This is a genomic window from Weissella sp. LMG 11983 (assembly GCF_025908495.1).
Lineage (GTDB): Bacteria > Bacillota > Bacilli > Lactobacillales > Lactobacillaceae > Weissella > Weissella fermenti.
Genome location: NZ_JAOZFD010000001.1, coordinates 492,003 through 515,303, shown reverse-complemented (window position 1 = coordinate 515,303; position 23,301 = coordinate 492,003). Strand labels below are relative to the sequence as shown.

The following is a 23,301-nucleotide window of genomic DNA, read 5'->3' as shown; positions in this document are numbered from 1 at the left end:
AGATATGCCGATAGTAGTGGGTAAATTAACACCACAGCAGATTGCACCTTTTGGACAACTGTTGAATATGTATGCGGACGCAGCTGAAGCTCGTGACAGATATAATGTGACAAGTGCGGACGCGCAGGGATTGTTATTTGTAACGGATGACGATACTGTAGAGGGAGCGGTAGTTTATCGTGTGCAAGATGGGGATGTGACCCTAATCAGCGCTCTAGGTTGGAAAGCAATCGACCGCTTGGCTTTGTTTGAACAGTTAATCACCTATTTCAGTAAGCAACGCATGAAGTCGTTAACGATAAAGGTGGCACCAAATCAGGCAAATAGTCCATTGTTAGCCGGGTTTAACCGCATTGCTGAGTTAACGTATCGGCACGATTTTTCATACCCAGTTGCGCTAGTGCTCGGTGGCGGCGGGGCGCATGGTGCATTTGAAGCAGGTGTGTTTGATGTGTTAAAGGCACGCGGTATTGTGCCGCAAGAAGTACTGGGTGTTTCGGTTGGGTCAATCAATGCGATGTCGTTTATGCATTTGAATAGCGATATTTCACACCACACTTGGGACACGTTAACGACAGATGTTGTGTATGAGGTTGATGAAGTCGGCGTTTCTAGAACTGATTTTACAAAGACGATTGCCACACACTTAGTCGGACGACACTATTTCAACAAAGAATTATTGCGTGAATTGATTTACCCGGTTGTTGTACATGAGTTGGCCACGCCGAGATTGGCAGAAATGACGCTGGTAGCGACGGAGTTTCCATTGCTAAAGGCTGCACCATATAGTGTGACGGATGACACCACAGCTGACGAACTGACCGATTGGATTTTGGCATCGAGTGCGTTTTACCCCGTTGTGTCACCAGTCATGATTAACGGGAAGCAGTACATTGATGGCGGTTACTCGAATAACTTGCCAATTAATATTGCGGCTGATCATGGTGCGAAGGAAATCTATGCGGTGTCAATCATGGATGGGGTGCCTGAAAATTGGGACCGTCCAGATGATGCGGTCGTTCATTTCATCCGGACGCCATGGCAGTTTGGACCGCTGCTCGACTTTTTCCCCGATTTAAGTGCGACTTACGTACGTCTAGGTGAAATTAGAACCCGCCAAGTACTTGGTGAACTAGGTGGCTACTATTATGCGTTACCGGCCGACGTTGATTTTAGCTGGCTGGGTGGTAGTCAATTGGTTAAGTGGTTGGCAACCAATCCGGTGACAGCGCCAATTGCAGCCCTTCTAACTGATTTGCCAGTCTGGCTGGCTTGGCAACAGTGGATTCGCCGTGATGCCGACCCAGAACAAAAGGAGACGCCAGCTGGTCAAGGGTTAGCGACGGTCGAACGATTAGCAAGATTGTTAGATGTTGATAAGTTGACGGAGTATGATTTGACGTCCTTTATCGAAGCAATTGTTAATGCCGGTAAGGAAAATCGTAATGTGCTACCGATGCCAACTGGCACGGTGAGTCGCACATATATCCTAGCTAATTTAGATGTCGTGCTAAGTGCCGTGTTGTTCTTGTTGTCTAAGTCGGAAAAAACGAGTAGAATATAAAATTGATTAGCTAGAGAAAAAGATAGGAGTAAGAGTACCATGAAGCGTGGCGTATTGATCGTACTATCGGGTCCGTCAGGTGTTGGTAAAGGGACTGTGCGAAAGGCTTTGTTTGAAGAAACAGACATCGACTTTCAATATTCAATCTCAATGACCACACGACACCCCCGAGCAGGTGAAGTAGACGGAGAGGATTATTTCTTCGTAACTCGTGAAGAGTTTGAGGCAGAAATCGCCAACGACGGTATGTTAGAGTACGCCGAGTACGTGGGAAACTACTATGGCACACCAAAGAGTTTTATTGAAAAGACTTTGGCAGCCGGCCGTGACGTCCTATTGGAAATCGATGTCCAAGGTGCTTTGCAAGTGAAGGAAAAGATGCCAGAAGGTGCTTACATCTTCTTGACGCCACCTGATCTTGGTGCATTGAAGGAACGTTTGATTGGTCGCGGTACTGAAGCGATGGAAGTTATCGACCGTCGTGTCTCTGCTGCAACTGCTGAAATTCGTATGATGGCTAACTATGATTATGCTGTCGTGAATGACGAAGTACCTTTGGCGGTTGACCGTATTAAGGATATTATCAAGGTTGAACGTTTGCGCGTTAACCGTGTGTTGCCAGAATATATTGCAATGATTGAGGAGCTAGAATCATGATTTTATACCCATCAGTTGATAAGTTGTTGGAACGTGTTGACTCACGTTACAAGTTGATTGCTTTGGGAGCTAAGCGCGCCCACGAGTTGGAGCAAGGTGCATTGCCAACGTTGGCTCACTTTGACTCAGTTAAGCCAATTGGCCAAGCGTTTGAAGAAATCGAAGCCGGTAACGTTGTTATCGACGAAGAAGCTACTAAGTTGGAAGCCGAGCACTTGGCTGACTAATAGCACTAAAAAAGGCCATCCATTAGTTTGGATGGTCTTTTTGTATAGTTAGGTACAAAAAAAGGTCGCGACATCCAATCGCTGAACTGAACCCCAAAAATTGGAGTGAAGTTTAAGCAGATAACTGGTCGGAAAGATTTCGGTATTGAACCGGAGTTTTTCCGGCCAGTTTTGTTTTTATCCGCTTGTTGTTGTAGTAATAGACATAGTTAGTTATGGCGGACTTTAATTCGTCATAGCTTTGATAGTGGTTGTTATGTACCGTTCCTACCTTCAAGATGTGGAAGATACTCTCAGCCATTGCGTTATCTAGGCATGTCGCTTTGCGACTCATGCTTTGGAACACACGGTTAGTCTTTAACCGTGATACATACTCATAATTTTGATACTGGAAACCTTGGTCAGAGTGAATTGTCATTCGATAATTCAACTCTGGTCTGTTTTCTAGCAGCTCATCTAACGGCTGTGTGACAAACTCGACGGTTGGATTTAAATCGATATTCCAAGTGAGAATTTCACCACTATAAACGTCGATATATGCAGTGAAATAAGCACGTTCTGCCATTGTGCCTGATCCCCAGCGAACTTCCGTGACGTCAGTGAGAACCTTCTGATATGGACGGTCCGTTGTGAACCGACGGTTAACACGATTTGGTGATATGTGACCAACAGTGCCAGCGTAAGAATTGTACTTCCGTGTTAAACGTTTGAAAGCAGTACAGAGAAGCCCATTGATCTTCATGATTTTCAGCACAACCTTATGGTTGGTATTGAAGCCACGATTACTAAGTTCTTGTGTGACACGACGATAACCGTAGTCGGGGTTATCGTCACGAATTGATGTAATCGCATCGATCAACTCACGTGGATACTCCTTGTACGCACGCTTGCACGAATCGTGATAACTACTGCTAGACATCTCAGCTACTTGAAGAAGCAACTTTAATTTGCACTTCAATTCTTGCCTTAGCACAGTGATTACTACCGCTTTGTCTTGGTTTGTAATTTTTTCTTTTCCTGTGCTAAGGCCTCTAGTTTTTCCAGATAGGCCACCTTGATGCGAAGTAGTTCGTTCTCTTCAAGCTTCTTAATCTTGTCGTGTTCTTGCTTATTCATGGTTTGGTTCCGCCTTCGTTTATCAGGTTTTAGACGACCGGATTCCAACGCGCGTTCCCACTGCCAAATTTGAGCAGGAGTCCGTATACGGAACTTCTTCGCTGCTACAGGTAGAGAAGCGTGATGTTCTAATCGCCATCTTATAACCTTGATTTTAAAGGAGTATGAATAGTTTGTCTTGCTTCGACTTGGATTATTAAGACCTTCGATCCCAAGCATCTTAATGTTGGTTAGCCAATTAAGAATGGTGGCGTCACCTTTGATTCCAAACTTCTTCCGTATCTGCTTAGGTGGCACGCCTTTCAGATACATACTAACTGCTTCAAGTTGTACTTCCTTTGAAAACATAACAAAACCCCGTAAGTTAGATTTACTCCAACTTACGGGGTTCAGTTCACGCGACCTTTTTATTATTGTTGATTCATTTGCTTTTGCTTCTTGCTGATAATTGATTGACGTACCGCGCTGATGATAGCAGGCAATGCCGTTACCACCAAGATACCGATAATAACCAATGAGAAGTGCTCGCTGACAAATGGAATACCACCGAAGTAGTAACCGGCTTCAACGGCGACAACAACCCAAATAGTTGCAGCGATAACTTCAAGCATCAAAAAGTTTTTGTACTTGAAGCCTGAAATGGCAGCCGTAAATGGCACCAAAGTACGAATGATTGGCAAGAAACGGCCCAAAATAACAGCCATCTTACCGTGCTTTACGAAGAAATCGTTTGCTTCCGCTAGGTGTTCGTCCTTAATAAAGCGACCAAGTAGCGGGTGTTTAACCAATTTCAACCCAACCGTGCGCCCCAAGAAGAAGTTCAATGAGTCACCAGATACAGCGGAAATCCAGAACATAATCATTAATACCCAGTGGTTAAGGATGCTACCATGCAATGCTGAAATTGATCCGGCTGCAAAAAGTAGTGAATCTCCAGGCAAGAACGGGAAGATAACTGATCCCGTTTCGATGAAGATGACAGCAAAAAGCGCGACGTATGACCAAATGCCCCATGCGTTAACCAGATTGTTCAAATGAACATCAAGGTGCAGGAACAAATCGATAATGTGCATCATAATATTTGTTTACTCCCAGTAATCTGTTTGAATGTCTGTTGACAACCAGACTTTAGTTTACCATGTTTTCAGGGGCAGTGTGAGTGGTCTTAATGTTTATGTTATAATACAAGCAGTGAATTTTAAGATTTAGAGGAGAATGAAGATATGGCATTGCCACAATTTGATTTGGCTGCAGTAGATGGCCCAGTTGCTGTTTTGGAAACGACAAAGGGTACGGTTAAGATTCAATTATTCCCAGCACAAGCACCTAAGACGGTAGAAAACTTCGTTGGTTTGATTGAAAAGGGTTACTACGATGGTATTATTTTCCACCGTGTAATCAGCGACTTCATGATTCAAGGTGGAGACCCTACTGGAACTGGTATGGGTGGTGAGTCACTTTGGGGCGATTCTTTCGAAGATGAATTCTCAGATGAAGTCTTTAACTTGCGTGGTGCTTTGTCTATGGCGAACGCTGGTCCAAACACAAACGGTTCACAATTCTTTATTGTGCAAGCTTCACGTGTACCAGCGAACATGTTGCGTCAACTAAAGGGACTTGTACCTGATGAAGTTGTGTCAGCATACGGTGAGCAAGGTGGTACGCCATGGCTAGACAAGCGTCACACTGTATTCGGCCACGTTATCGAAGGTATGGATGTTGTTGATGACATGGCTAAGGTTCGTGTTAACTACGCAGACAAGCCACTTGAAGACATCAAAATTATCAAGGCAACGATTGCATAATGTTGTCACTCGGGGAATCCCGAGATACATATAGTAAGGAAAACTAATTAGAGGAGGTTATTATGACTTATCATATTGGTGAGGTCGTACAAGGAACCGTTACAGGTATCCAACCATACGGGGCTTTTGTACAACTAGATGATCATACACAGGGACTAATACATATTTCAGAGTGTCGTTCAGCGTTTATTCGACATGTCGGGGACGAATTGCACGTTGGTCAGGTGATTGACGTGATGATTCTGGATGTCGATCAGTATAATGAAAAGATTTCGTTGTCTCGTCGTAGTGTGTTGGATGCTAATCAAAAGGTACGTACCGATCGTGAAAACCAACGTGTTGATAACTGGCATCATCATTACTGGACTAATCAACACTTAAATATCGGTTTTGATACGATTGCTGATAACCGTGATGATATGATTGCGGAAGCATTGCAACGTTTGAACGCACACGTTCACTAATTAAAGGGGGATGGCATAATGTCACTAATTGCAGGAACAGTTGTCTTTACTCGAAATGATCAATCATACTTCTTGGTGACTGATGAAGTACCAACGCCACGTTTCTATACCGTTAAGATGCACAAGCATGACGGTGATACTGCATTGGGTTCGCTATTAACGGGGATGAAGGATGAACTTGGCTTTGATATTGACAATCTTCGTCTAGGAGAATTGGCGGCGTGGCATGGTCAAGGTCTGGAGTCGGCGGAAGATTTAATTTCACTGTATACATTTGAACCAGTAGATGCGACACACTTCAATATGGATCGTCTTGGCTTACTTGGCTTACAGTTTATGAATGCGAAGGATGCAGCTGACTTACTGCGTAACGTCGATATGACAGGCGTTGCACGATTGGATTAAATTGGGGCTTGCATTTGTTTTAGATGTTCGGTATTATATTCAAGTTGAGTTTTTCAAACGAATCTAATTCGCATGCAAAACAATGCAAAATGAATTGAAATTGGTTGTTGACAATCATGAATCAATTCGATATGATATATAAGTTGCTTGCGACGGGAAATATGTTCAAACTGTGAATGAGTTGTTTAAACAATTTGAAATAAGTTGTTGACATCTGCTTCATGAGTTGGTAAGATATAAAACGTTGCTGATGAGCAATGTCGAGATAGTTCTTTGAAAACTGAATATCGTTTCGATGAAACAAATGTGTAGGGTCATCAAGCTAAGCTTGATGCAAAAACATTTGCGAAGTCAATTCGCTAGTAAATTCGTTTAACTTCTGTTAAACAACAAAAATTGAGTTATACTCAAACTTCAAATTGAGAGTTTGATCCTGGCTCAGGATGAACGCTGGCGGCGTGCCTAATACATGCAAGTCGAACGCTTTGTGGTTCAACTGATTTGAAGAGCTTGCTCAGATATGACGATGAACATTGCAAAGAGTGGCGAACGGGTGAGTAACACGTGGGAAACCTACCTCTTAGCAGGGGATAACATTTGGAAACAGATGCTAATACCGTATAACAATGACAACCGCATGGTTGTTATTTAAAAGATGGTTCTGCTATCACTAAGAGATGGTCCCGCGGTGCATTAGCTAGTTGGTAAGGTAATGGCTTACCAAGGCGATGATGCATAGCCGAGTTGAGAGACTGATCGGCCACAATGGGACTGAGACACGGCCCATACTCCTACGGGAGGCAGCAGTAGGGAATCTTCCACAATGGGCGAAAGCCTGATGGAGCAACGCCGCGTGTGTGATGAAGGGTTTCGGCTCGTAAAACACTGTTGTAAGAGAAGAATGACATTGAGAGTAACTGTTCAATGCGTGACGGTATCTTACCAGAAAGGAACGGCTAAATACGTGCCAGCAGCCGCGGTAATACGTATGTTCCAAGCGTTATCCGGATTTATTGGGCGTAAAGCGAGCGCAGACGGTTATTTAAGTCTGAAGTGAAAGCCCTCAGCTCAACTGAGGAATTGCTTTGGAAACTGGATGACTTGAGTGCAGTAGAGGAAAGTGGAACTCCATGTGTAGCGGTGAAATGCGTAGATATATGGAAGAACACCAGTGGCGAAGGCGGCTTTCTGGACTGTAACTGACGTTGAGGCTCGAAAGTGTGGGTAGCAAACAGGATTAGATACCCTGGTAGTCCACACCGTAAACGATGAGTGCTAGGTGTTTGAGGGTTTCCGCCCTTAAGTGCCGCAGCTAACGCATTAAGCACTCCGCCTGGGGAGTACGACCGCAAGGTTGAAACTCAAAGGAATTGACGGGGACCCGCACAAGCGGTGGAGCATGTGGTTTAATTCGAAGCAACGCGAAGAACCTTACCAGGTCTTGACATCCCTTGACAACTCCAGAGATGGAGTGTTCCCTTCGGGGACGAGGTGACAGGTGGTGCATGGTTGTCGTCAGCTCGTGTCGTGAGATGTTGGGTTAAGTCCCGCAACGAGCGCAACCCTTATTACTAGTTGCCAGCATTCAGTTGGGCACTCTAGTGAGACTGCCGGTGACAAACCGGAGGAAGGTGGGGATGACGTCAAATCATCATGCCCCTTATGACCTGGGCTACACACGTGCTACAATGGCGTATACAACGAGTTGCCAACCCGCGAGGGTGAGCTAATCTCTTAAAGTACGTCTCAGTTCGGATTGTAGGCTGCAACTCGCCTACATGAAGTCGGAATCGCTAGTAATCGCGGATCAGCACGCCGCGGTGAATACGTTCCCGGGTCTTGTACACACCGCCCGTCACACCATGAGAGTTTGTAACACCCAAAGCCGGTGGGGTAACCTTCGGGAGCCAGCCGTCTAAGGTGGGACAGATGATTAGGGTGAAGTCGTAACAAGGTAGCCGTAGGAGAACCTGCGGCTGGATCACCTCCTTTCTAAGGAAAATCGGAAACCTACACATTCACGAAACGATATTCAGTTTTGAGAGATTTATCTCTCTCGAAATTAGTTCTTTGAAAACTAAATCATAATTGTAAATTTTTAAATTCATTTAATATTGTTAATCAATATAAATTGAGCCGAAAAAATACACCGCGTAATTTTTTGAGTTTTTTAAATTAGTTTAAAATCGCTTGTGGCCTTGAGCCACATACTCAAACTTATATCATCAACGTCAGTTGATAGGTTAAGTTATTAAGGGCGCATGGTGGATGCCTTGGCACTAGGAGCCGATGAAGGACGGGACTAACACCGATATGCTTCGGGGAGCTGTAAGTAAGCTTTGATCCGGAGATTTCCGAATGGGGGAACCCAACTTGTTATGCAAGTTATCACCTAATGAATATATAGTTAGGTTGAAGGTAGACGTTGTGAACTGAAACATCTCATTAGCAACAGGAATAGAAAGAAAAATCGATACCGTCAGTAGCGGCGAGCGAAATCGGTAGAGCCCAAACCAAAGTGCTTGCACTTTGGGGTTGTAGGACTGACATTGTGGAGTTACAAAGTTAACATTTAGCAGAATCAGCTGGGAAGCTGAGCGAGACAGGGTGATAGCCCCGTATGTGAAAAGTGTTGACCTCCCGTCAGGATCCTGAGTACGGCCGGACACGTGAAATCCGGTCGGAATCCGCGAGGACCATCTCGCAAGGCTAAATACTCCCTAGTGACCGATAGTGAACCAGTACCGTGAGGGAAAGGTGAAAAGCACCCCGGAAGGGGAGTGAAAAAGTTCCTGAAACCATGTGCCTACAAGAAGTTAGAGCCCGTTAATGGGTGATAGCGTGCCTTTTGTAGAATGAACCGGCGAGTTACGATACCATGCAAGGTTAAGGTGGAAAGACCGGAGCCGTAGCGAAAGCGAGTCTGAAATGGGCGAATTAGTATGTTGTTGTAGACCCGAAACCAGGTGACCTACCCATGTCCAGGGTGAAGGTGCGGTAAAACGCACTGGAGGCCCGAACCCGTGCATGTTGAAAAATGCTGGGATGAGGTGTGGGTAGCGGTGAAATTCCAATCGAACTTGGAGATAGCTGGTTCTCTCCGAAATAGCTTTAGGGCTAGCCTCGGAATGTAGCGTGTTGGAGGTAGAGCACTGTTTTGGTGCGGGGCCCATCTCGGGTTACCAAATTAAGATAAACTCCGAATGCCAATCACGTATGTCCGGGAGTCAGACAGTGAGTGATAAGATCCATTGTCGAAAGGGGAACAGCCCAGATCGTCAGTTAAGGTCCCTAAGTGTGTGTTAAGTGGAAAAGGATGTGGAGTTGCATAGACAACTAGGATGTTGGCTTAGAAGCAGCCACCATTTAAAGAGTGCGTAATAGCTCACTAGTCGAGTGATTTGCGCCGAAAATGTACCGGGGCTAAACACACCACCGAAACTACGGGTGCCACGTAAGTGGCGCGATAGGAGAGCGTTCTAAGGGCGATGAAGTCAGACCGTGAGGACTGGTGGAGCGCTTAGAAGTGAGAATGCCGGTATGAGTAGCGAAAGACAGGTGAGAATCCTGTCCACCGTATGACTAAGGTTTCCTGGGGAAGGCTCGTCCTCCCAGGGTTAGTCGGGACCTAAGGCGAGGCCGAGAGGCGTAGTCGATGGATAACAGGTTGAGATTCCTGTACCAGGTGAACATGTTTGAACGATGGAGGGACGCAGAAGGCTAACGGATCCCAGCTGCTGGATATGCTGGGTTAAATAATAAGTCTTAGATCGAGTTAAATGCTTTATCTTTTAAGGACAAGTTATGATGAGGACCGAAATAAAGTAGGGAAGTCCGTGATGTCACGCTGCCGAGAAAAGCTTCTAGTTAGTGTTTACCTGCCCGTACCGCAAACCGACACAGGTAGTCGAGGAGAGCATCCTAAGGTGAGCGAGTGAACTCTCGTTAAGGAACTCGGCAAAATGACCCCGTAACTTCGGGAGAAGGGGTGCTCAGCGAAAGCTGAGCCGCAGTGAATAGGCCCAGGCGACTGTTTATCAAAAACACAGGTTTCTGCAAAATCGTAAGATGACGTATAGGGGCTGACGCCTGCCCGGTGCTGGAAGGTTAAAAGGAGTGCTTAGCTTCGGTGAAGGTACGAATTGAAGCCCCAGTAAACGGCGGCCGTAACTATAACGGTCCTAAGGTAGCGAAATTCCTTGTCGGGTAAGTTCCGACCCGCACGAAAGGCGTAACGATCTGGGCACTGTCTCAACGAGAGACTCGGTGAAATTTAAATACCCGTGAAGATGCGGGTTACCCGCGACAGGACGGAAAGACCCCATGGAGCTTTACTGTAGCTTGATATTGAGTGTTTGTGCAGCTTGTACAGCATAGGTAGGAGCCGTAGATACCGGGACGCTAGTTTCGGTGGAGGCGTCATTGGGATACTACCCTCGTTGTATGACCACTCTAACTCGCACCACTAAGCGTGGTGGAAGACAGTGTCTGGCAGGCAGTTTGACTGGGGCGGTCGCCTCCTAAAAGGTAACGGAGGCGCCCAAAGGTTCCCTCAGAATGGTTGGAAATCATTCGCAGAGTGTAAAGGCACAAGGGAGCTTGACTGTGAGACTTACCAGTCGAGCAGGTACGAAAGTAGGGCTTAGTGATCCGGTGGTTCCGCATGGAAGGGCCATCGCTCAACGGACAAAAGCTACCCTGGGGATAACAGGCTTATCTCCCCCAAGAGTCCACATCGACGGGGAGGTTTGGCACCTCGATGTCGGCTCATCGCATCCTGGGGCTGTAGTCGGTCCCAAGGGTTGGGCTGTTCGCCCATTAAAGCGGTACGCGAGCTGGGTTCAGAACGTCGTGAGACAGTTCGGTCCCTATCCGTCGCGGGCGTAGGAAATTTGAGAGGAGCTGCCCTTAGTACGAGAGGACCGGGGTGGACGTACCTCTGGTGTATCAGTTGTTCCGCCAGGAGCATCGCTGAGTAGCTATGTACGGATGAGATAAACGCTGAAAGCATCTAAGTGTGAAACTCGCCTCGAGATGAGATTTCCCATTCTTTATGAAGTAAGACCCCTCAGAGATGATGAGGTAGATAGGCTAGAAGTGGAAGTGCGGCGACGCATGGAGCGGACTAGTACTAATGGTTCGAGGACTTAACCAAGTTGAAAACGTGGTGTAAGGCTCAAACGAAGTTTGAATTTAACATTGACATTATGATTCAGTTTTGAGATAATTAATCTCGTAATGCTAATTAAATTAGTGCGTGTCGTGACGATGGCACTGAGGTCACACCTGTTCCCATACCGAACACAGAAGTTAAGCTCAGTAACGCCGAAAGTAGTTGGAGGATCGCTTCCTGCGAGGATAGGAAGTCGCGATGCATATGGACGTTTAGCTCAGCTGGGAGAGCACCTGCCTTACAAGCAGGGGGTCACAGGTTCGATCCCTGTAACGTCCATTGGGTCGTTAGCTCAGTTGGTAGAGCAGTGGACTTTTAATCCATGGGTCCAGGGTTCGAGCCCCTGACGACCCATTTGGGTGACATCTAAATATTCCGTTATCCGGTGAATTATTATTACGCCGACTTAGCTCAGTTGGTAGAGCATCGCTCTTGTAAAGCGAGGGTCGAAGGTTCGAGTCCTTTAGTCGGCATCATGCGAATATAGTTCAGTTGGTAGAACGCTACCTTGCCATGGTAGAGGTCGCGGGTTCGAATCCCGTTGTTCGCTTTTGCCGGCTTGGCGGAATAGGCAGACGCACAGGACTTAAAATCCTGCGATGGAAACATCGTACCGGTTCGATCCCGGTAGCCGGCACTTATTAATGGACTTATATGCTAATTGGATAAACACCCCGGCTACGAACCGGGTATTGCAGGTTCGAGTCCTGCTAGGTCCATTAACAAACGAAAGTTTGTTATTATAGTTTAATCGTTTCGGGACGTAGCTCAGCTTGGTAGAGCACCTGGTTTGGGACCAGGGGGTCGCAGGTTCGAATCCTGTCGTCCCGATTTATAACAGAATATGTTATAGTTCGCGGTGTAGCTCAGCTGGCTAGAGCGTCCGGTTCATACCCGGGAGGTCGAGGGTTCGATTCCCCCCGCCGCGATTGACTCAAATAACAAGGACCTTTAGCTCAGTTGGTTAGAGCAGACGGCTCATAACCGTCCGGTCGTTGGTTCGAGTCCAACAAGGTCCATTATAGACCTTAAGTCTTTATGGAGAATTACCCAAGTCTGGCTGAAGGGAACGGTCTTGAAAACCGTCAGGTCGTGAAAGCGGCGCGTGGGTTCGAATCCCACATTCTCCTTTGATGTTAAATCATCATTATTATTTATTATCGCGGGATGGAGCAGTCTGGTAGCTCGTCGGGCCCATAACCCGAAGGTCGTAGGTTCAAATCCTGCTCCCGCAATTGATTAACTTAGTTAATCATTAAAACAGAAATGTTTGGTCGCATGGTCTAGTTGGTTAGGACGTTCGCCTGTCACGCGAAAGATCACGGGTTCGAATCCCGTTGTGACCGTTATAATGGCTCGGTAGCTCAGTTGGTAGAGCATACGATTGAAGCTCGTAGTGTCGGGGGTTCGATTCCCTCCCGCGCCATTGCTCGGAAGAGCAAATTGAATTATTTTGCGGATGTAGTACAATGGCTAGTGCTCCAGCCTTCCAAGCTGGGAATGCGGGTTCGATTCCCGTCGTCCGCTTTTTTGTTTTATGGGACTGTAGCTCAGCTGGTTAGAGCGCACCCCTGATAAGGGTGAGGTCGGAGGTTCGAGTCCTCTCAGTCCCATGGTTGAAAGGTTCAACTTTTGACATGGGGACATACTCAAGAGGCTGAAGAGGCGCCCCTGCTAAGGGTGTAGGTCGGGAAACTGGCGCGAGGGTTCGAATCCCTCTGTCTCCGCTACTGATGGTAGATGCTTATCTACCATTTTTTATTTGCAATTAAATCGACTAAAGATTAGGTGTTATCTGTTTGTCAGATAACACCTTTTTTATTTGTTACAGTGTCGAGCCCAGTAGCTAAAGTGTATTCTCTATTTAAAAGAATGCTACAACGGCAATTGTTAGAAAATGAAATATTAGCATAAGCGACTTTTCCGAGTTTCAACAGATCATGATTAGTGGATTTAAAAACGGCGTGGTATAGGCGATTATCGTCATTTTATATACGAGAAATCGTTTGAAAGGTTAATAAGTACGGGTGTTGACTGTCAATACAGTGAGCTTGTTAGTATACCAAGAACCGATTATGCTGAATGTATCTTATGTAAGCAAGGGGAATAGATTATGAAGTTAGTATCGGGGAGCTTGAAGCGCCGACGTGAGCAGTTGGGAATCTCACAAGCAGAGGTTGCAGAAGGCATTTGCCACCAATCATTGTTGTCTCGTATCGAACGTACAGACGAAGTTTCCAACATGACGGTGTTGCAAAAGTTGTGTGAACGTTTGCAACTAAACGCAACAGATATCGCACAAATTAATGAAAGTGCATCAACACCCTTAAGCGTTGTGCGTCGCATGATTGAAAAAATCAAATTGAAGAAGCGGAGGAAGCCCTGCTTAATCCGGCGTTGACGACCCGAATCCCAATCTATGCAATTCCTGAGTTCAATGTCCTACGAGCACGTGTGGCTTTGTACCATGGGCAAGCGGCTGAGGCTATGCAACTGCTTCAAGTCGCACTAGGAGATGTTGATAAGTACCAGGTTGAACTGACAATCGAAATATTTACAGAAATGGGCGCAACTTGGACCGCACAGGATAAGAATGAATTAGCTGCGGAATGTTTTGAACGTGCGTGCGGATTAATTCGTCGATCATCTGTGGATACACAAGTAGCTATGGCATCGGTTATTACACATACATATCGCCATCAAGCAGAAATGTATCTTGTTAGTGGGTTTGCAGACAAAGCTTTAGAACGAGTAACGGAAGCGTTACAGTTACTACCAACAACCACAAATTACCACGAGATGGTTGCTTTGCAAACGCTTCGAATGAAATGTGCAGATGCCCTGGCGCTATCCAATGAAAAGAAAGAAGCGCAATTATTGGCTTATGCGGCGGCTGAGTTTTCAAAGGACATGACGTTGAAAGAAGATGTTCGCGGATATGGTGTCTTGCTGTAAGAAAAAAGGTGCTACATTATGTAGCACCTTTCAGAGTCATTACATTAATAACCACGTGTGACATCAACGAAGTTCGTCGTTAGTGGTTGACCTGCTAAAAAGTCAGGTAAATTCTTCATGAATAGTGGGAAAAGATTACCGGCACGACCTGATGACTCGTGTTCTGCCCAAGTTGTGTGCTGTGTCAGGAGCAAATTCTCGTGGTGCCAGAGTGGTGAATCATCTGGAATAGGCTCTACTTCTGTAACGTCCAAAGCAGCATAGTGAATGTCTTGCTTATCTAACGCATCAAGTAACGCAGCTTGATCGACAGTAGATCCACGGCCAACATTAACAAACAAAAACAGCTTCTTGAAGTGAGCAAATGTTTCTGCGTTAAAGAAATGCTTGGTTGCATCTGTACCTGGTAACACGCTGATGACGACGGCGACATCTGGTAGTGATGACAAGTCGTCGATGCTAAAGGTGGCGTCAAAGCCGTCTACGGGACGCCCAGATGTATTGACGCCATAGACTGGTGTGTCAAAGGCTGATAAGTAGCGCGCAATTTGTTGGCCGATGTGACCTGTTCCGAAAATGACGGTAGGGAGTTCAGAAAGCATGTATTGATCTGTGAATTCTTCCCAGTGATTACGGTTTTGATAGACGTTGAGGCCACGGGCAAAATGTATCATGTAGCCAACGGTAGATTGTGCAATCGGCACAGACTTTAAGCCACTAGCATTCGTTAAGAGAATCCCTTGTTCTGATAAATCCTTTAGTGGCATATAGTCGACGCCAGCAGACATCGTTTGAATCCACTTTAATTGGTTATTAGGCGTTGCTAGGATTTTTGGTCCCAAGGTGGCTGACCACCCATAGCTAATGGTGACGTTAGCCAAAGCATCATCACTAATTGTGTCTGGTGTTGTAACAGTCACGCCAAGTTCGGTTAGTTGCGCAATGTCAGCATCACGCAGTGGTTGAACGGCGAGTAATAGTTGAGACATAGTCTAGCCCTCCTGTGGTTATTTACGCTAAGTTTATGACAAAATATCAGTATCGTCTATTAATATACACGGATTACCTTTTTGGCGCACTAAAACATACTAAGGTAATAAGCAAGAAATGCAGCAAAAAAATCTGCATATCTTGCTTATTTTTTTGCATATTTTTTCTAATGGACCAGTTTACCTGGTCTAAAAAAATGTAGAAAGTTCCAGTGAACGGTACTAAGAACAATGATATAGAAGGGATACGGACGTATGGGAGTTAGCGATGTCTTACGAAAGTTTCTAAAAGATAATTACATGACGCAAAGAGAGTTTCGGTTGAAGAATAACCTGAAACTTTCCAAGAGTGGTTTGAACAATGCTGTTAAGTCGGTAGATTATCAGCCACGACCAGAGACTCTGAAGGAGTTAGCAGCAGCGATGGGTATGACGACTGACGAATTAATTAGGCAGGCCGAATGGTTTGATGAAAACCGATAATGAAAGATGGTGGGGAAGATGGGAAGAATCTCTGTAAACTCATTCTCAACGAGTGATGATTTTTTGAAAATGCCACGTGCATTGTGGCGCGAAGAAGCGTACAAATCACTCAGGCTTGAAGCAAAAGTTGCCTACGGACTTCTATATGACCGAATGGGTCTTTCATTCCGGAACTATATTGACGAAACGAAGACATTTGAAGAACGCACTCGGTTTGTTGATGATGATGGGAACCTCTTTGTTTATTGGGGAAATGATTCTTTAGAAGAATTTCTTGGTGTAAAGACCACAACCTTGATAAAGATTAAAAAAGAACTGGCCGATTGTGGATTAATTGAGGAAGTACGGAGTGGTTTAAATAAACCAAACCGAATTTACGTTAACGAATTAGTTATCCACAGGTTTGAGCCCAGTAATGACACGGAACTTCAAAATTTGAAACTCCGGACTTTCAAAAAACGAAACTCCGGAACTTCAAAAATTGAAAAACCGGACTTTCAAAATTTGAAACCTAGTTATACTGAGTCTATTTATACTGATCTTAATCAGACTGAACTAGTAAGCAATGATGATGATGAACTTAAAGGGCGCACACGCGCGCAGCGTGCAGTCCATGACGTGACCACAAAAACAGCAGCAGATGTTGATGTTTTGCTGATGAGCGAAGTTGAACTGAATGATTACGTGGATTATCTGAGTGACATGGTAGCCGAAGATCCGACAACTGCGTACCACGTTTTGTCGGCGGTTGCAGATGCTTACTGGCAGCTCTCAAGAGCTTTAGACGAGGGCAACTCAAACATGATTAATCAACAACTCTTGTATGGCCGGGAAAAAGTTGTATCCGAGGTGACGTTGAAATTATTTAGCAAACAGTTTGAATACACCCGTCAAAATTTGAAAGTGGAGAGCCAGTTTGTTGGTTACTTTAGAAAGGGTCTAGAAGATTCGGTCAACATCTTTTTGACACAGAATAATACAAAGAGGCGAGTTTAATACGAGGGGGTAGCAAGATGACTGTCTATATTGCGTTAGATTTCAGCAAACAGAAAATATTGTTTGCATCAGAAAGCCGTCCGGAATTGAATCGCATTTTGTTGGAGGAACAGGCTAAAACTAGGGTTGGTCAAGCCGTATGGCTTGGCAAAATGACGAAGGAAACATTTCTACAGATTTCGAATAGGATGCTGAAAAAACATGAGACATTCAGCGTTGCAGCTAAAGCATTAGGTGTGAGATATGGACTATGAAGAGATAGAACTAGAGTTATTCCCCTGTGAACACATCGAACAAATTGAACTGGATATATTTGGCGACGTCTTGGCAACTCATCGGGGAATCTGGGCTCGAAAAGTGCTAGAAGATGGTTTAGGTGAGTATGATATTGTGCTTCTTCCTAGGGAGGTTGAAGTGTTTGACTCTGACCTCGTAGTCGACAAACACGATAACATTTTCGCGATTGAGCGCAGCATACGTAAGACGTATTTTGCTGTTTCACGACAAGACTATATTGATGCTTTAAACCGGCATGGTGCACAGTTTGTTAAACCGTTGGGAACAACATTGCAGGAGTTGATGCAAGACAAATTGCATAGCTTGGTAACAACAGTGAATAATGCATACGATTATGAACACGAAGATGGTATTGAAAACGGAGGACTTAACAATGCAAGTTAATCAACACGTAGGGCGCGTATCGGTGTTACCAAAACTCACACACGTCGGTCAAAAAAATTTGTCGAAAGTAACATTTGGATTAGCAATTGATTCAGACATCAGCAAGGACAAGACGAATTTTTTGTACTACGAAGCCATTGGTAAAACAGCTGATTTGATCAATAAATTTGTCAAAACTAAGGGAACAATTTTAGAAATTTCGTTCGAAATTCAATCGCGGCAGTTCACCAATTCCAATGGCGAACAAAGAACCGTCTATGCAAATCTTGTGACACAATTTAAAGTTTGGGCCGCTCCTAAGGCAAAAGAAAAAGCTGTCGTTGATGATCCAACAAGCAATGAAAACTTTGCCCCGATTCAACAAGATTTTTCTATCCCGGATGACTTTATTGACTATGAACACTAGGGAGGCCACTCATGCAGAAAATTCAAGAACGTCCAGGTAAAGCACCAAAAATCGACCCCAGCCTTAAAGGAATTCGCAAGATTTGGAACCGATACAAGGTATGGAAATATGATTTTAAGTATGACTTTTACGACAAAATTCGGCGAAATATGGTGCTGATTTTTTTATCGTTCACAGTTGCTGGTATCGGTTTGATTGTTTATACAAACGTCACACCTCGTCCTAGTTCAGTTGCCAGCACACCCTTAAACAAAGCACAATCATTTGGACCATCAGGAAAAACAGCAACGCTTTTTTCTAAAACTTTCAATCCGGACAACAACACATTATTGCTTAAATTTGCTTTAGCCAATGGATCAGGCGACGTCGATTCTGCCGTTGACACACGAAATATTAAGTTGGATATTGAAGGAAATGGGACCGGAGATGCGACGATGCACATTATTCCGACGTCAAAAAATACCGTGGCAATTTTGTTCAACAACGTGAACCCCAACTTCCAAAGTGTGACAGTCAAAGTAGCCGACAAGCAAACAAATGCTTTGGCATCTAGTGCACCGGATACGGTCAGCGCGTTGTCATCAAGTCGAGCAGCCGAATCTTCAGCTAAGAAAAATGATGATGGTATTGCAACATTTATTGTTAACTCTGACAAGCTTAAGACGGACAAAACTTTGGTCAATATGAACCAAAAGAAATTGGCTCTTCTCCAGGTTAAGTCAGATATCACTGATCAAAAGAAGTTGTTGGCCGCCAATAATTCGGCAATCAAAAACGCTAACAAAGATATCAAAGAACTTCAGAAAGATATCACTTTCCAAAGTGCTCAAAAGCAAAACGCAACAGCTGATGAGCAACAAAAATATCAACAAACTATTGATAACGATCTGAACAAGATTCAAGATTTGACTCAGAAAATTGCCACAACGCGTGACACTATTCAAACAATCAATCAAAAAATTTCAAACCTTGAGTCACGTCAGAGTGCAATCAAAAATGGACAGGTAAATTTGCCAAAGCCATATTAATTTCGCATATGGGACGAGAATTTGTAACAAAATTAAGGCGTCAAAATGGCACTAAAATTGACGCCCGGACACCAAAAAAGGCGTCAAAAGCGCCAAAAAGTGACGCCCGACACCTGCAGGGTGGTCCCAAAAGAAATGCCCGCACAGCGGGGTTATCCCACGGTGTGGGATCATTTCCCCTTAACCTGTTATCAAATAAGTTTTTTTGCTACTTGAAAGGTGGTTAGCACATGAAAAAACAAATGGAAATTCATATTCGAGGGCTAAGCGAATTTACAATGCATCAACTTGATGAGCGAGCAAAAGAGTTTAATCTTTCGCGATCGGCGTTCGTCGTCATGCTTCTAGACGACTTCGCACATGACAACGCAGCGGCCAAAGGAATCGAACTTTCATCAAATCGTTTGGATAATATGGTTTCGGTTTTGAATACCCTCACCAAAACTTTTAACGGCAATAATTCTGAAATTGTTAAAGCATTGAATCATTTGTCAGATTCATTTGACACGCTCACTAAGCAAATTCAGGAAGAAGAACTCACGATTAATGCCAAGCTTGATGTTCTTCTGGATGATTAAAGAAGAAGAGGTTTAAACATGCGAAGACGTCGATGGCCCCTTGTCATACTTATTTTATTTTTCGCTGGTGGCCTCTGGTTATTCAACAATAGGGCAACTATTTTTGGTGGCGTTTTTACAAACACAGCGCCGACAATTAAAGCCCCAAATAATGATGTTCACTCAACGGAAATAACAAAGCAAAACCTTTCGTCTTTAAATTTTTCTGGAACTCAGGTGATATCAGTGAATGACAATCAACCCGATTTTACGGTCAAAGATTTATCGCTGTCCGAAGGCGCATGGCAAAAACTTCATCCAAGAGATTGGGAAGGTCGCGCCCAAGTGGCGAACGCAATGTTGAACAAAAGTCTTATGCCTTCCGTTCAACGGGAGCCACTAACTTTCAATCCCTCGGGATATCATGTCTATAAAAATTCTGATGGTGAGTACCTTTACAACAGGTCACATTTAATTGGATATCAGCTCACGGGCCTGAATAATGAGCCAAAAAATCTCGTGACTGGGACAAAATCGTTCAATGCACTTCACACGACTGATGATCAACAGTCAATGGAAAATTTTGAAAACGTAGTTGCTGAATATTTGAAAAAAGATTCACACCGATATGTCCGTTATCGTGTTACGCCTATTTACAGAAATGTGGAACAAGTACCAAGGGGTGTTGAGATGGAGGCTCAATCGGTTACAGACGATTCAATTAAATTTAACGTTTATGTTTTTAATGCTGAACCTGGATGGCAAATTAACTATCTTACCGGTTTGGCAGCTAAACAATAATCAACCCCGGCTCGTGCCGGGATACATATCATTTCATGATGGGGGGACTAGATATGTGCGAATTAAAGTTAAAAACAAAATTTAAAGTGGGAGATATGGTTCATTTGATTCCAACCACGTACCTAAAATATTTTGAAGACCACGGTGCAATGGATGGAAAAATTAAACGGGTTTTGTCATCGGTACATTCAGAATATGTTCCGGAGTACATTGTTGAAACCGAACAAGGATTATTAAATGTACCGGAGTATTCAATGTTCCTTATGCGTAGAGACCGAAGTAATACTCACCCGTTAACTCACCCGTTACAAGTTGAAACTAACACGTATGCAACAAAAGAAATTTTGCTTTTTTAAGATGGAGGACAGTCAAATGGATATTAAAAAAGAGCACAATCAAGCAAGGTTAAAATTTCAATCACGTCTGACTGAAATCACCGAACCATGGAAAGAAATTCCATCCAATGAAATTCCTGAGCCGTTAAAAGATTTCGCAAAATATCTTTTAGCAATCACTACTTTTTTAGGCGAAGACATTGATGCAAGCAATCAACGGAAAAACATATCGTTTAAAAGATCAGATGATATTTGGCTATTCACATTGCTAACAAATTGGATAGAAACTAACCCCGTCATTCCTGACCAGGACAAAAAAGAATATTCAGGGACTGTCGGCGCCATCAGATTGGCCATGCAATTTTTTGCTGTAAATGTCATTTTGGATATCAATAACACGGGCTTGTCAATTGAGCAGCTGTCAGAAAAGTTAAAGGGAACGGGCACTATCATGGCGGAACAATCAAAGATGGAACGTCGACTTCGTGATATCGAAAATGAGTTGGGATTTTTAGTAGCGTTAGGCGTTGAATCATCAACTATGCCCAAAGGTGACTTGCGTCATCTACCAACGGATTTGGATAGAGAGTCATTGTCGAATGAAATCTATAACACTTTTAAGAAACGTCGGGGGAATGATAAGGTGCTTTTGTCTCGTAAACGGAAAGACCAATTAAGGTGATTAACATGGCAGATTTCGATTTAAAAAGCATTATGACGCAGCTCAGGAATTTAGAATTTAATGAACCAACTTATAAGGCTGAAACAGTCGCGCCCGAAACAAATTTTGAACCTGTGTACGATCCTGTTGTGGACCATCCAAGGTATTATTGGATGGCTCAACTTTGCCATATACTAAGTAAAAACTTTGATCTTTCGTATGCTGCAATTGGTAGAATTTTGAATGAGCCTGAAGCAAATGTACGTCGCTGGATCAAAAAAGTTGCTCACGATTTCAATTCATTTTCGGAGATACAGGAGGCTTTTTCGTATGAAGACAGGTGGTAAAGCCAACTTTGCTGTTAACGAGCACGGCAACGGTATGGTTATCATGCCAATGCAATTTGTAACGGCTAAAACGGCAAACGCACGTGGCCAAAAATTTGCGGATTTGGTCGATTACAGTTTAAGGGACGAGGCTATTCTGAATGAGAATAACGTTCCTGTTGATAAAACCAACGGCGAAGAATTGACAATAGATATTTCGAACCAGCTATCACAAGAAGGTTATGCAACGCGTGCAGATGCCGTAACTGAAACATACCCGCTTTTCAATTCTGAAAAACTCAATTTAAACGATCATGATATTTCGGAGCTTAAAAAGGACTTGCAAACCGCTCAGGATAACGGGAACACACTTCATGAACATGCATTCTCAATCCGCGCAGATTGGCTGATTGAAAATGATTTGTACAATCCAGACACAAAAGAACTCGATCAAAACGCCTTGAAACAAGCTGAACAAAACATTGTAAATAGACTTTTCGAGAATGGACAGGATTTACCATTAGGGGAGAGCCCAGACGACGTTGTTTGGTTTGGCGTCATTCACCAAGATACAGATCACTTGAACATGCATTTATGGTATGTGAAAAAGTCCAAAGAAACTCGACCAGAAATGCTTCATTCCAAGACTGGTGAACCGAAAGGTGTTGTCAAACTATCTGAAAAGAATAGAGGACTTGCCGACTTCAGGCGGCATCTGATGAGTAAAGGGGTAAAAGAAAAACGTAATCAGGTTTATGAACGTGTTGATAATTTACGAACCAACATTCGTGAGAATTCATTGGAAGTTTTGGATTCGACCAATAAATATTACGAGGATTTACGAAAGATATATGTTTTACTGCCACAAGACTTACGCGGCAGGTGGAAAGTGGGAAATACAGATCAATTAGTTACGGACCCACAAAAAAGTCGAATGGCCGATGCTAATATACAAATGGAAAAGTTGATTAACAAGTTACTTACGGATGATTTAAAAGATGATTATGCTGCCTTCCAAAGGGAAAACAACCGTCTGAATCAGATGGCAACACGCGATAATGGACAAATTCACTCACAAAGCATTATCGCTATCAGTGAACGCAACGATAGACGTTTACGTAAAGAGATGGCCAATCGAATTTACCGACAATTCAATGAAAACTTCAAATCGGCTAATTCTGATTCATCGAATAATACTGACCTGGACAAAAATCGCCGGGCCAACTATGTTCGAGAAGCGGATGGTTCTTTCGAACGCATCAAATTTGATGCGTTATCAAGTGGACAGGGACCCCAGAAAACCGTTGTCACGGTCGTAGCGGCTAATTCACTTAACCGTATCGCAAATGGGCTTAAAAGGGGTGCTAGGCGCGATTTAGAGACAATGCATAGATTTATCCGACAACAAACACAACTAGAAAATATGACCATGACTGAAGCTGCCGAGCATGCGACTAAAGAACAATTACGTTCTGACAAAGGTTTTAGACGATAACATGTGTATTATTCTGGCTAAATGGGCTCTGATGTCAAGACTCCGGACCTCTTTTTAGAGCCCGCTAGGGCTCGTACCACGAAAATTTTTCAAAATGACCTGATTTCGTACAGATTTTGGGTCATTTTTTAATGGGGTCCAGGGGTTTTGCCCCTGTGCCTGCCGGAGGCTATGGAG

24 protein-coding genes, 16 tRNA genes and 3 rRNA genes are annotated in these 23,301 nt (G+C 44.0%); 39 read left to right on the top strand and 4 right to left on the bottom strand.

What is annotated here, in order from left to right; all coding sequences use genetic code 11:
- Nucleotides 1-4: 4 nt before the first annotated feature.
- Genes OIT45_RS02790 through rpoZ form a run of 3 tightly spaced genes read left to right on the top strand, consistent with a single transcriptional unit; the run spans nucleotide 5 to nucleotide 2,448 of the window.
- Nucleotides 5-1,564 carry a patatin-like phospholipase family protein gene (locus OIT45_RS02790; protein WP_264339849.1) on the top strand — a complete coding sequence of 520 codons (1,560 nt, stop codon included), beginning with the start codon at nucleotides 5-7 and terminating at the stop codon, nucleotides 1,562-1,564.
- A 39-nt stretch (nucleotides 1,565-1,603) separates the two neighbouring features.
- Nucleotides 1,604-2,221: a guanylate kinase gene (gmk, locus tag OIT45_RS02785; protein ID WP_003610267.1), complete on the top strand. Its 618-nt coding sequence runs from the start codon at nucleotides 1,604-1,606 to the stop codon at nucleotides 2,219-2,221.
- Nucleotides 2,218-2,448: a DNA-directed RNA polymerase subunit omega gene (gene rpoZ, locus OIT45_RS02780; protein WP_003610265.1), complete on the top strand. Its 231-nt coding sequence runs from the start codon at nucleotides 2,218-2,220 to the stop codon at nucleotides 2,446-2,448. Before gmk ends, rpoZ begins: the two co-directional genes overlap by 4 nt.
- Before the next feature lie 112 nt (nucleotides 2,449-2,560).
- Here the strand turns inward: rpoZ and OIT45_RS02775 are convergent, their stop codons facing one another.
- The 3 genes from OIT45_RS02775 to OIT45_RS02765 all read right to left on the bottom strand — a co-directional run bounded on the left by OIT45_RS02775 (nucleotide 2,561) and on the right by OIT45_RS02765 (nucleotide 4,640).
- Nucleotides 2,561-3,421: an IS3 family transposase gene (locus tag OIT45_RS02775; protein WP_264329905.1), complete on the bottom strand. Its 861-nt coding sequence runs from the start codon at nucleotides 3,419-3,421 to the stop codon at nucleotides 2,561-2,563.
- Nucleotides 3,422-3,429: 8 nt separating this feature from the next.
- On the bottom strand, nucleotides 3,430-3,912 hold the full coding sequence (locus OIT45_RS02770) for a helix-turn-helix domain-containing protein (protein WP_264339848.1): 483 nt from the start codon (nucleotides 3,910-3,912) through the stop codon (nucleotides 3,430-3,432).
- A 62-nt stretch (nucleotides 3,913-3,974) separates the two neighbouring features.
- Nucleotides 3,975-4,640, bottom strand: coding sequence for a VTT domain-containing protein (locus OIT45_RS02765; protein WP_199405041.1), 666 nt, complete (start codon nucleotides 4,638-4,640; stop codon nucleotides 3,975-3,977).
- Between the two features lie 147 nt (nucleotides 4,641-4,787).
- Between OIT45_RS02765 and OIT45_RS02760 the strand changes: the two genes are divergently transcribed.
- From OIT45_RS02760 to OIT45_RS02645, 24 genes are all read left to right on the top strand, one after another.
- Nucleotides 4,788-5,369 (top strand): peptidylprolyl isomerase, encoded by a 582-nt coding sequence (locus tag OIT45_RS02760; RefSeq protein WP_135797377.1) that lies wholly within the window; start codon nucleotides 4,788-4,790, stop codon nucleotides 5,367-5,369.
- Nucleotides 5,370-5,431: 62 nt separating this feature from the next.
- Nucleotides 5,432-5,833 (top strand): CvfD/Ygs/GSP13 family RNA-binding post-transcriptional regulator, encoded by a 402-nt coding sequence (locus OIT45_RS02755; RefSeq protein ID WP_135797378.1) that lies wholly within the window; start codon nucleotides 5,432-5,434, stop codon nucleotides 5,831-5,833.
- An 18-nt stretch (nucleotides 5,834-5,851) separates the two neighbouring features.
- Nucleotides 5,852-6,238: a hypothetical protein gene (locus OIT45_RS02750; protein WP_135797379.1), complete on the top strand. Its 387-nt coding sequence runs from the start codon at nucleotides 5,852-5,854 to the stop codon at nucleotides 6,236-6,238.
- A 415-nt stretch (nucleotides 6,239-6,653) separates the two neighbouring features.
- Nucleotides 6,654-8,230 (top strand): 16S ribosomal RNA (locus OIT45_RS02745).
- A 249-nt stretch (nucleotides 8,231-8,479) separates the two neighbouring features.
- Nucleotides 8,480-11,393, top strand: a 23S ribosomal RNA gene (locus OIT45_RS02740).
- 103 nt (nucleotides 11,394-11,496) lie between these two features.
- Nucleotides 11,497-11,613 (top strand): 5S ribosomal RNA (gene rrf, locus OIT45_RS02735).
- The 16S, 23S and 5S rRNA genes sit together here with 16 tRNA genes alongside, the layout of an rRNA operon.
- Nucleotides 11,614-11,617: 4 nt before the next feature.
- A tRNA-Val gene (locus tag OIT45_RS02730) sits at nucleotides 11,618-11,690 on the top strand.
- Between the two features lie 2 nt (nucleotides 11,691-11,692).
- A tRNA-Lys gene (locus tag OIT45_RS02725) sits at nucleotides 11,693-11,765 on the top strand.
- A gap of 46 nt (nucleotides 11,766-11,811) precedes the next feature.
- A tRNA-Thr gene (locus OIT45_RS02720) sits at nucleotides 11,812-11,884 on the top strand.
- Nucleotides 11,885-11,888: 4 nt separating this feature from the next.
- Nucleotides 11,889-11,961: transfer RNA gene (locus tag OIT45_RS02715), tRNA-Gly, on the top strand.
- 3 nt (nucleotides 11,962-11,964) lie between these two features.
- Nucleotides 11,965-12,048: transfer RNA gene (locus tag OIT45_RS02710), tRNA-Leu, on the top strand.
- Between the two features lie 9 nt (nucleotides 12,049-12,057).
- Nucleotides 12,058-12,130, top strand: a tRNA-Arg gene (locus OIT45_RS02705).
- 38 nt (nucleotides 12,131-12,168) lie between these two features.
- A tRNA-Pro gene (locus OIT45_RS02700) sits at nucleotides 12,169-12,242 on the top strand.
- Nucleotides 12,243-12,266: 24 nt separating this feature from the next.
- Nucleotides 12,267-12,340: transfer RNA gene (locus OIT45_RS02695), tRNA-Met, on the top strand.
- 16 nt (nucleotides 12,341-12,356) lie between these two features.
- Nucleotides 12,357-12,430, top strand: a tRNA-Ile gene (locus OIT45_RS02690).
- Nucleotides 12,431-12,451: 21 nt separating this feature from the next.
- Nucleotides 12,452-12,541, top strand: a tRNA-Ser gene (locus OIT45_RS02685).
- A gap of 31 nt (nucleotides 12,542-12,572) precedes the next feature.
- Nucleotides 12,573-12,646 (top strand) — tRNA-Met (locus OIT45_RS02680).
- A gap of 37 nt (nucleotides 12,647-12,683) precedes the next feature.
- Nucleotides 12,684-12,757: transfer RNA gene (locus OIT45_RS02675), tRNA-Asp, on the top strand.
- A 7-nt stretch (nucleotides 12,758-12,764) separates the two neighbouring features.
- A tRNA-Phe gene (locus OIT45_RS02670) sits at nucleotides 12,765-12,837 on the top strand.
- Nucleotides 12,838-12,866: 29 nt separating this feature from the next.
- Nucleotides 12,867-12,938, top strand: a tRNA-Gly gene (locus OIT45_RS02665).
- 12 nt (nucleotides 12,939-12,950) lie between these two features.
- Nucleotides 12,951-13,024, top strand: a tRNA-Ile gene (locus tag OIT45_RS02660).
- A gap of 26 nt (nucleotides 13,025-13,050) precedes the next feature.
- Nucleotides 13,051-13,138, top strand: a tRNA-Ser gene (locus OIT45_RS02655).
- Nucleotides 13,139-13,524: 386 nt separating this feature from the next.
- The gene (locus OIT45_RS02650) at nucleotides 13,525-13,812 is read left to right on the top strand and encodes a helix-turn-helix domain-containing protein (protein WP_264339846.1); all 288 of its coding nucleotides are present in this window, start codon (nucleotides 13,525-13,527) and stop codon (nucleotides 13,810-13,812) included.
- 86 nt (nucleotides 13,813-13,898) lie between these two features.
- Nucleotides 13,899-14,366, top strand: a complete 468-nt coding sequence (locus tag OIT45_RS02645) for a hypothetical protein (protein WP_264339844.1) — start codon at nucleotides 13,899-13,901, stop codon at nucleotides 14,364-14,366.
- Between the two features lie 44 nt (nucleotides 14,367-14,410).
- Here the strand turns inward: OIT45_RS02645 and OIT45_RS02640 are convergent, their stop codons facing one another.
- Nucleotides 14,411-15,355, bottom strand: a complete 945-nt coding sequence (locus tag OIT45_RS02640) for an NAD(P)-dependent oxidoreductase (protein WP_199404889.1) — start codon at nucleotides 15,353-15,355, stop codon at nucleotides 14,411-14,413.
- A gap of 321 nt (nucleotides 15,356-15,676) precedes the next feature.
- Here OIT45_RS02640 and OIT45_RS02635 point away from each other — a divergent pair, with 321 nt between their 5' ends.
- From OIT45_RS02635 to mobP2, 12 genes are all read left to right on the top strand, one after another.
- A complete protein-coding gene (locus OIT45_RS02635; RefSeq protein WP_199404888.1) occupies nucleotides 15,677-15,838 on the top strand; it encodes a hypothetical protein in 162 nt (53 codons plus the stop codon).
- Nucleotides 15,839-15,907: 69 nt separating this feature from the next.
- Nucleotides 15,908-16,834, top strand: coding sequence for a replication initiator protein A (locus OIT45_RS02630; RefSeq protein WP_264340016.1), 927 nt, complete (start codon nucleotides 15,908-15,910; stop codon nucleotides 16,832-16,834).
- 17 nt (nucleotides 16,835-16,851) lie between these two features.
- Nucleotides 16,852-17,088, top strand: coding sequence for a hypothetical protein (locus tag OIT45_RS02625; protein WP_199404886.1), 237 nt, complete (start codon nucleotides 16,852-16,854; stop codon nucleotides 17,086-17,088).
- Entirely contained in the window at nucleotides 17,078-17,515 is a 438-nt protein-coding gene (locus OIT45_RS02620; protein WP_199404885.1) for a hypothetical protein, read from the top strand. The genes OIT45_RS02625 and OIT45_RS02620 overlap by 11 nt, the downstream gene beginning before the upstream one ends.
- Nucleotides 17,505-17,921: a single-stranded DNA-binding protein gene (locus OIT45_RS02615; protein WP_199404884.1), complete on the top strand. Its 417-nt coding sequence runs from the start codon at nucleotides 17,505-17,507 to the stop codon at nucleotides 17,919-17,921. Before OIT45_RS02620 ends, OIT45_RS02615 begins: the two co-directional genes overlap by 11 nt.
- 11 nt (nucleotides 17,922-17,932) lie before the next feature.
- Nucleotides 17,933-18,949: a hypothetical protein gene (locus OIT45_RS02610; RefSeq protein ID WP_199404883.1), complete on the top strand. Its 1,017-nt coding sequence runs from the start codon at nucleotides 17,933-17,935 to the stop codon at nucleotides 18,947-18,949.
- 230 nt (nucleotides 18,950-19,179) lie between these two features.
- Nucleotides 19,180-19,527, top strand: coding sequence for a hypothetical protein (locus tag OIT45_RS02605; protein WP_199404882.1), 348 nt, complete (start codon nucleotides 19,180-19,182; stop codon nucleotides 19,525-19,527).
- An 18-nt stretch (nucleotides 19,528-19,545) separates the two neighbouring features.
- Nucleotides 19,546-20,307: a DNA/RNA non-specific endonuclease gene (locus tag OIT45_RS02600; protein ID WP_199404881.1), complete on the top strand. Its 762-nt coding sequence runs from the start codon at nucleotides 19,546-19,548 to the stop codon at nucleotides 20,305-20,307.
- 53 nt (nucleotides 20,308-20,360) lie between these two features.
- A complete protein-coding gene (locus OIT45_RS02595) occupies nucleotides 20,361-20,663 on the top strand; it encodes a hypothetical protein (RefSeq protein ID WP_199404880.1) in 303 nt (100 codons plus the stop codon).
- Nucleotides 20,664-20,679: 16 nt separating this feature from the next.
- Entirely contained in the window at nucleotides 20,680-21,324 is a 645-nt protein-coding gene (locus tag OIT45_RS02590; RefSeq protein WP_199404879.1) for a hypothetical protein, read from the top strand.
- A 5-nt stretch (nucleotides 21,325-21,329) separates the two neighbouring features.
- Nucleotides 21,330-21,650, top strand: coding sequence for a hypothetical protein (locus OIT45_RS02585; RefSeq protein WP_199404878.1), 321 nt, complete (start codon nucleotides 21,330-21,332; stop codon nucleotides 21,648-21,650).
- Nucleotides 21,634-23,124 (top strand): MobP2 family relaxase, encoded by a 1,491-nt coding sequence (mobP2, locus tag OIT45_RS02580; RefSeq protein WP_199404877.1) that lies wholly within the window; start codon nucleotides 21,634-21,636, stop codon nucleotides 23,122-23,124. The genes OIT45_RS02585 and mobP2 overlap by 17 nt, the downstream gene beginning before the upstream one ends.
- Nucleotides 23,125-23,301: the final 177 nt, after the last annotated feature.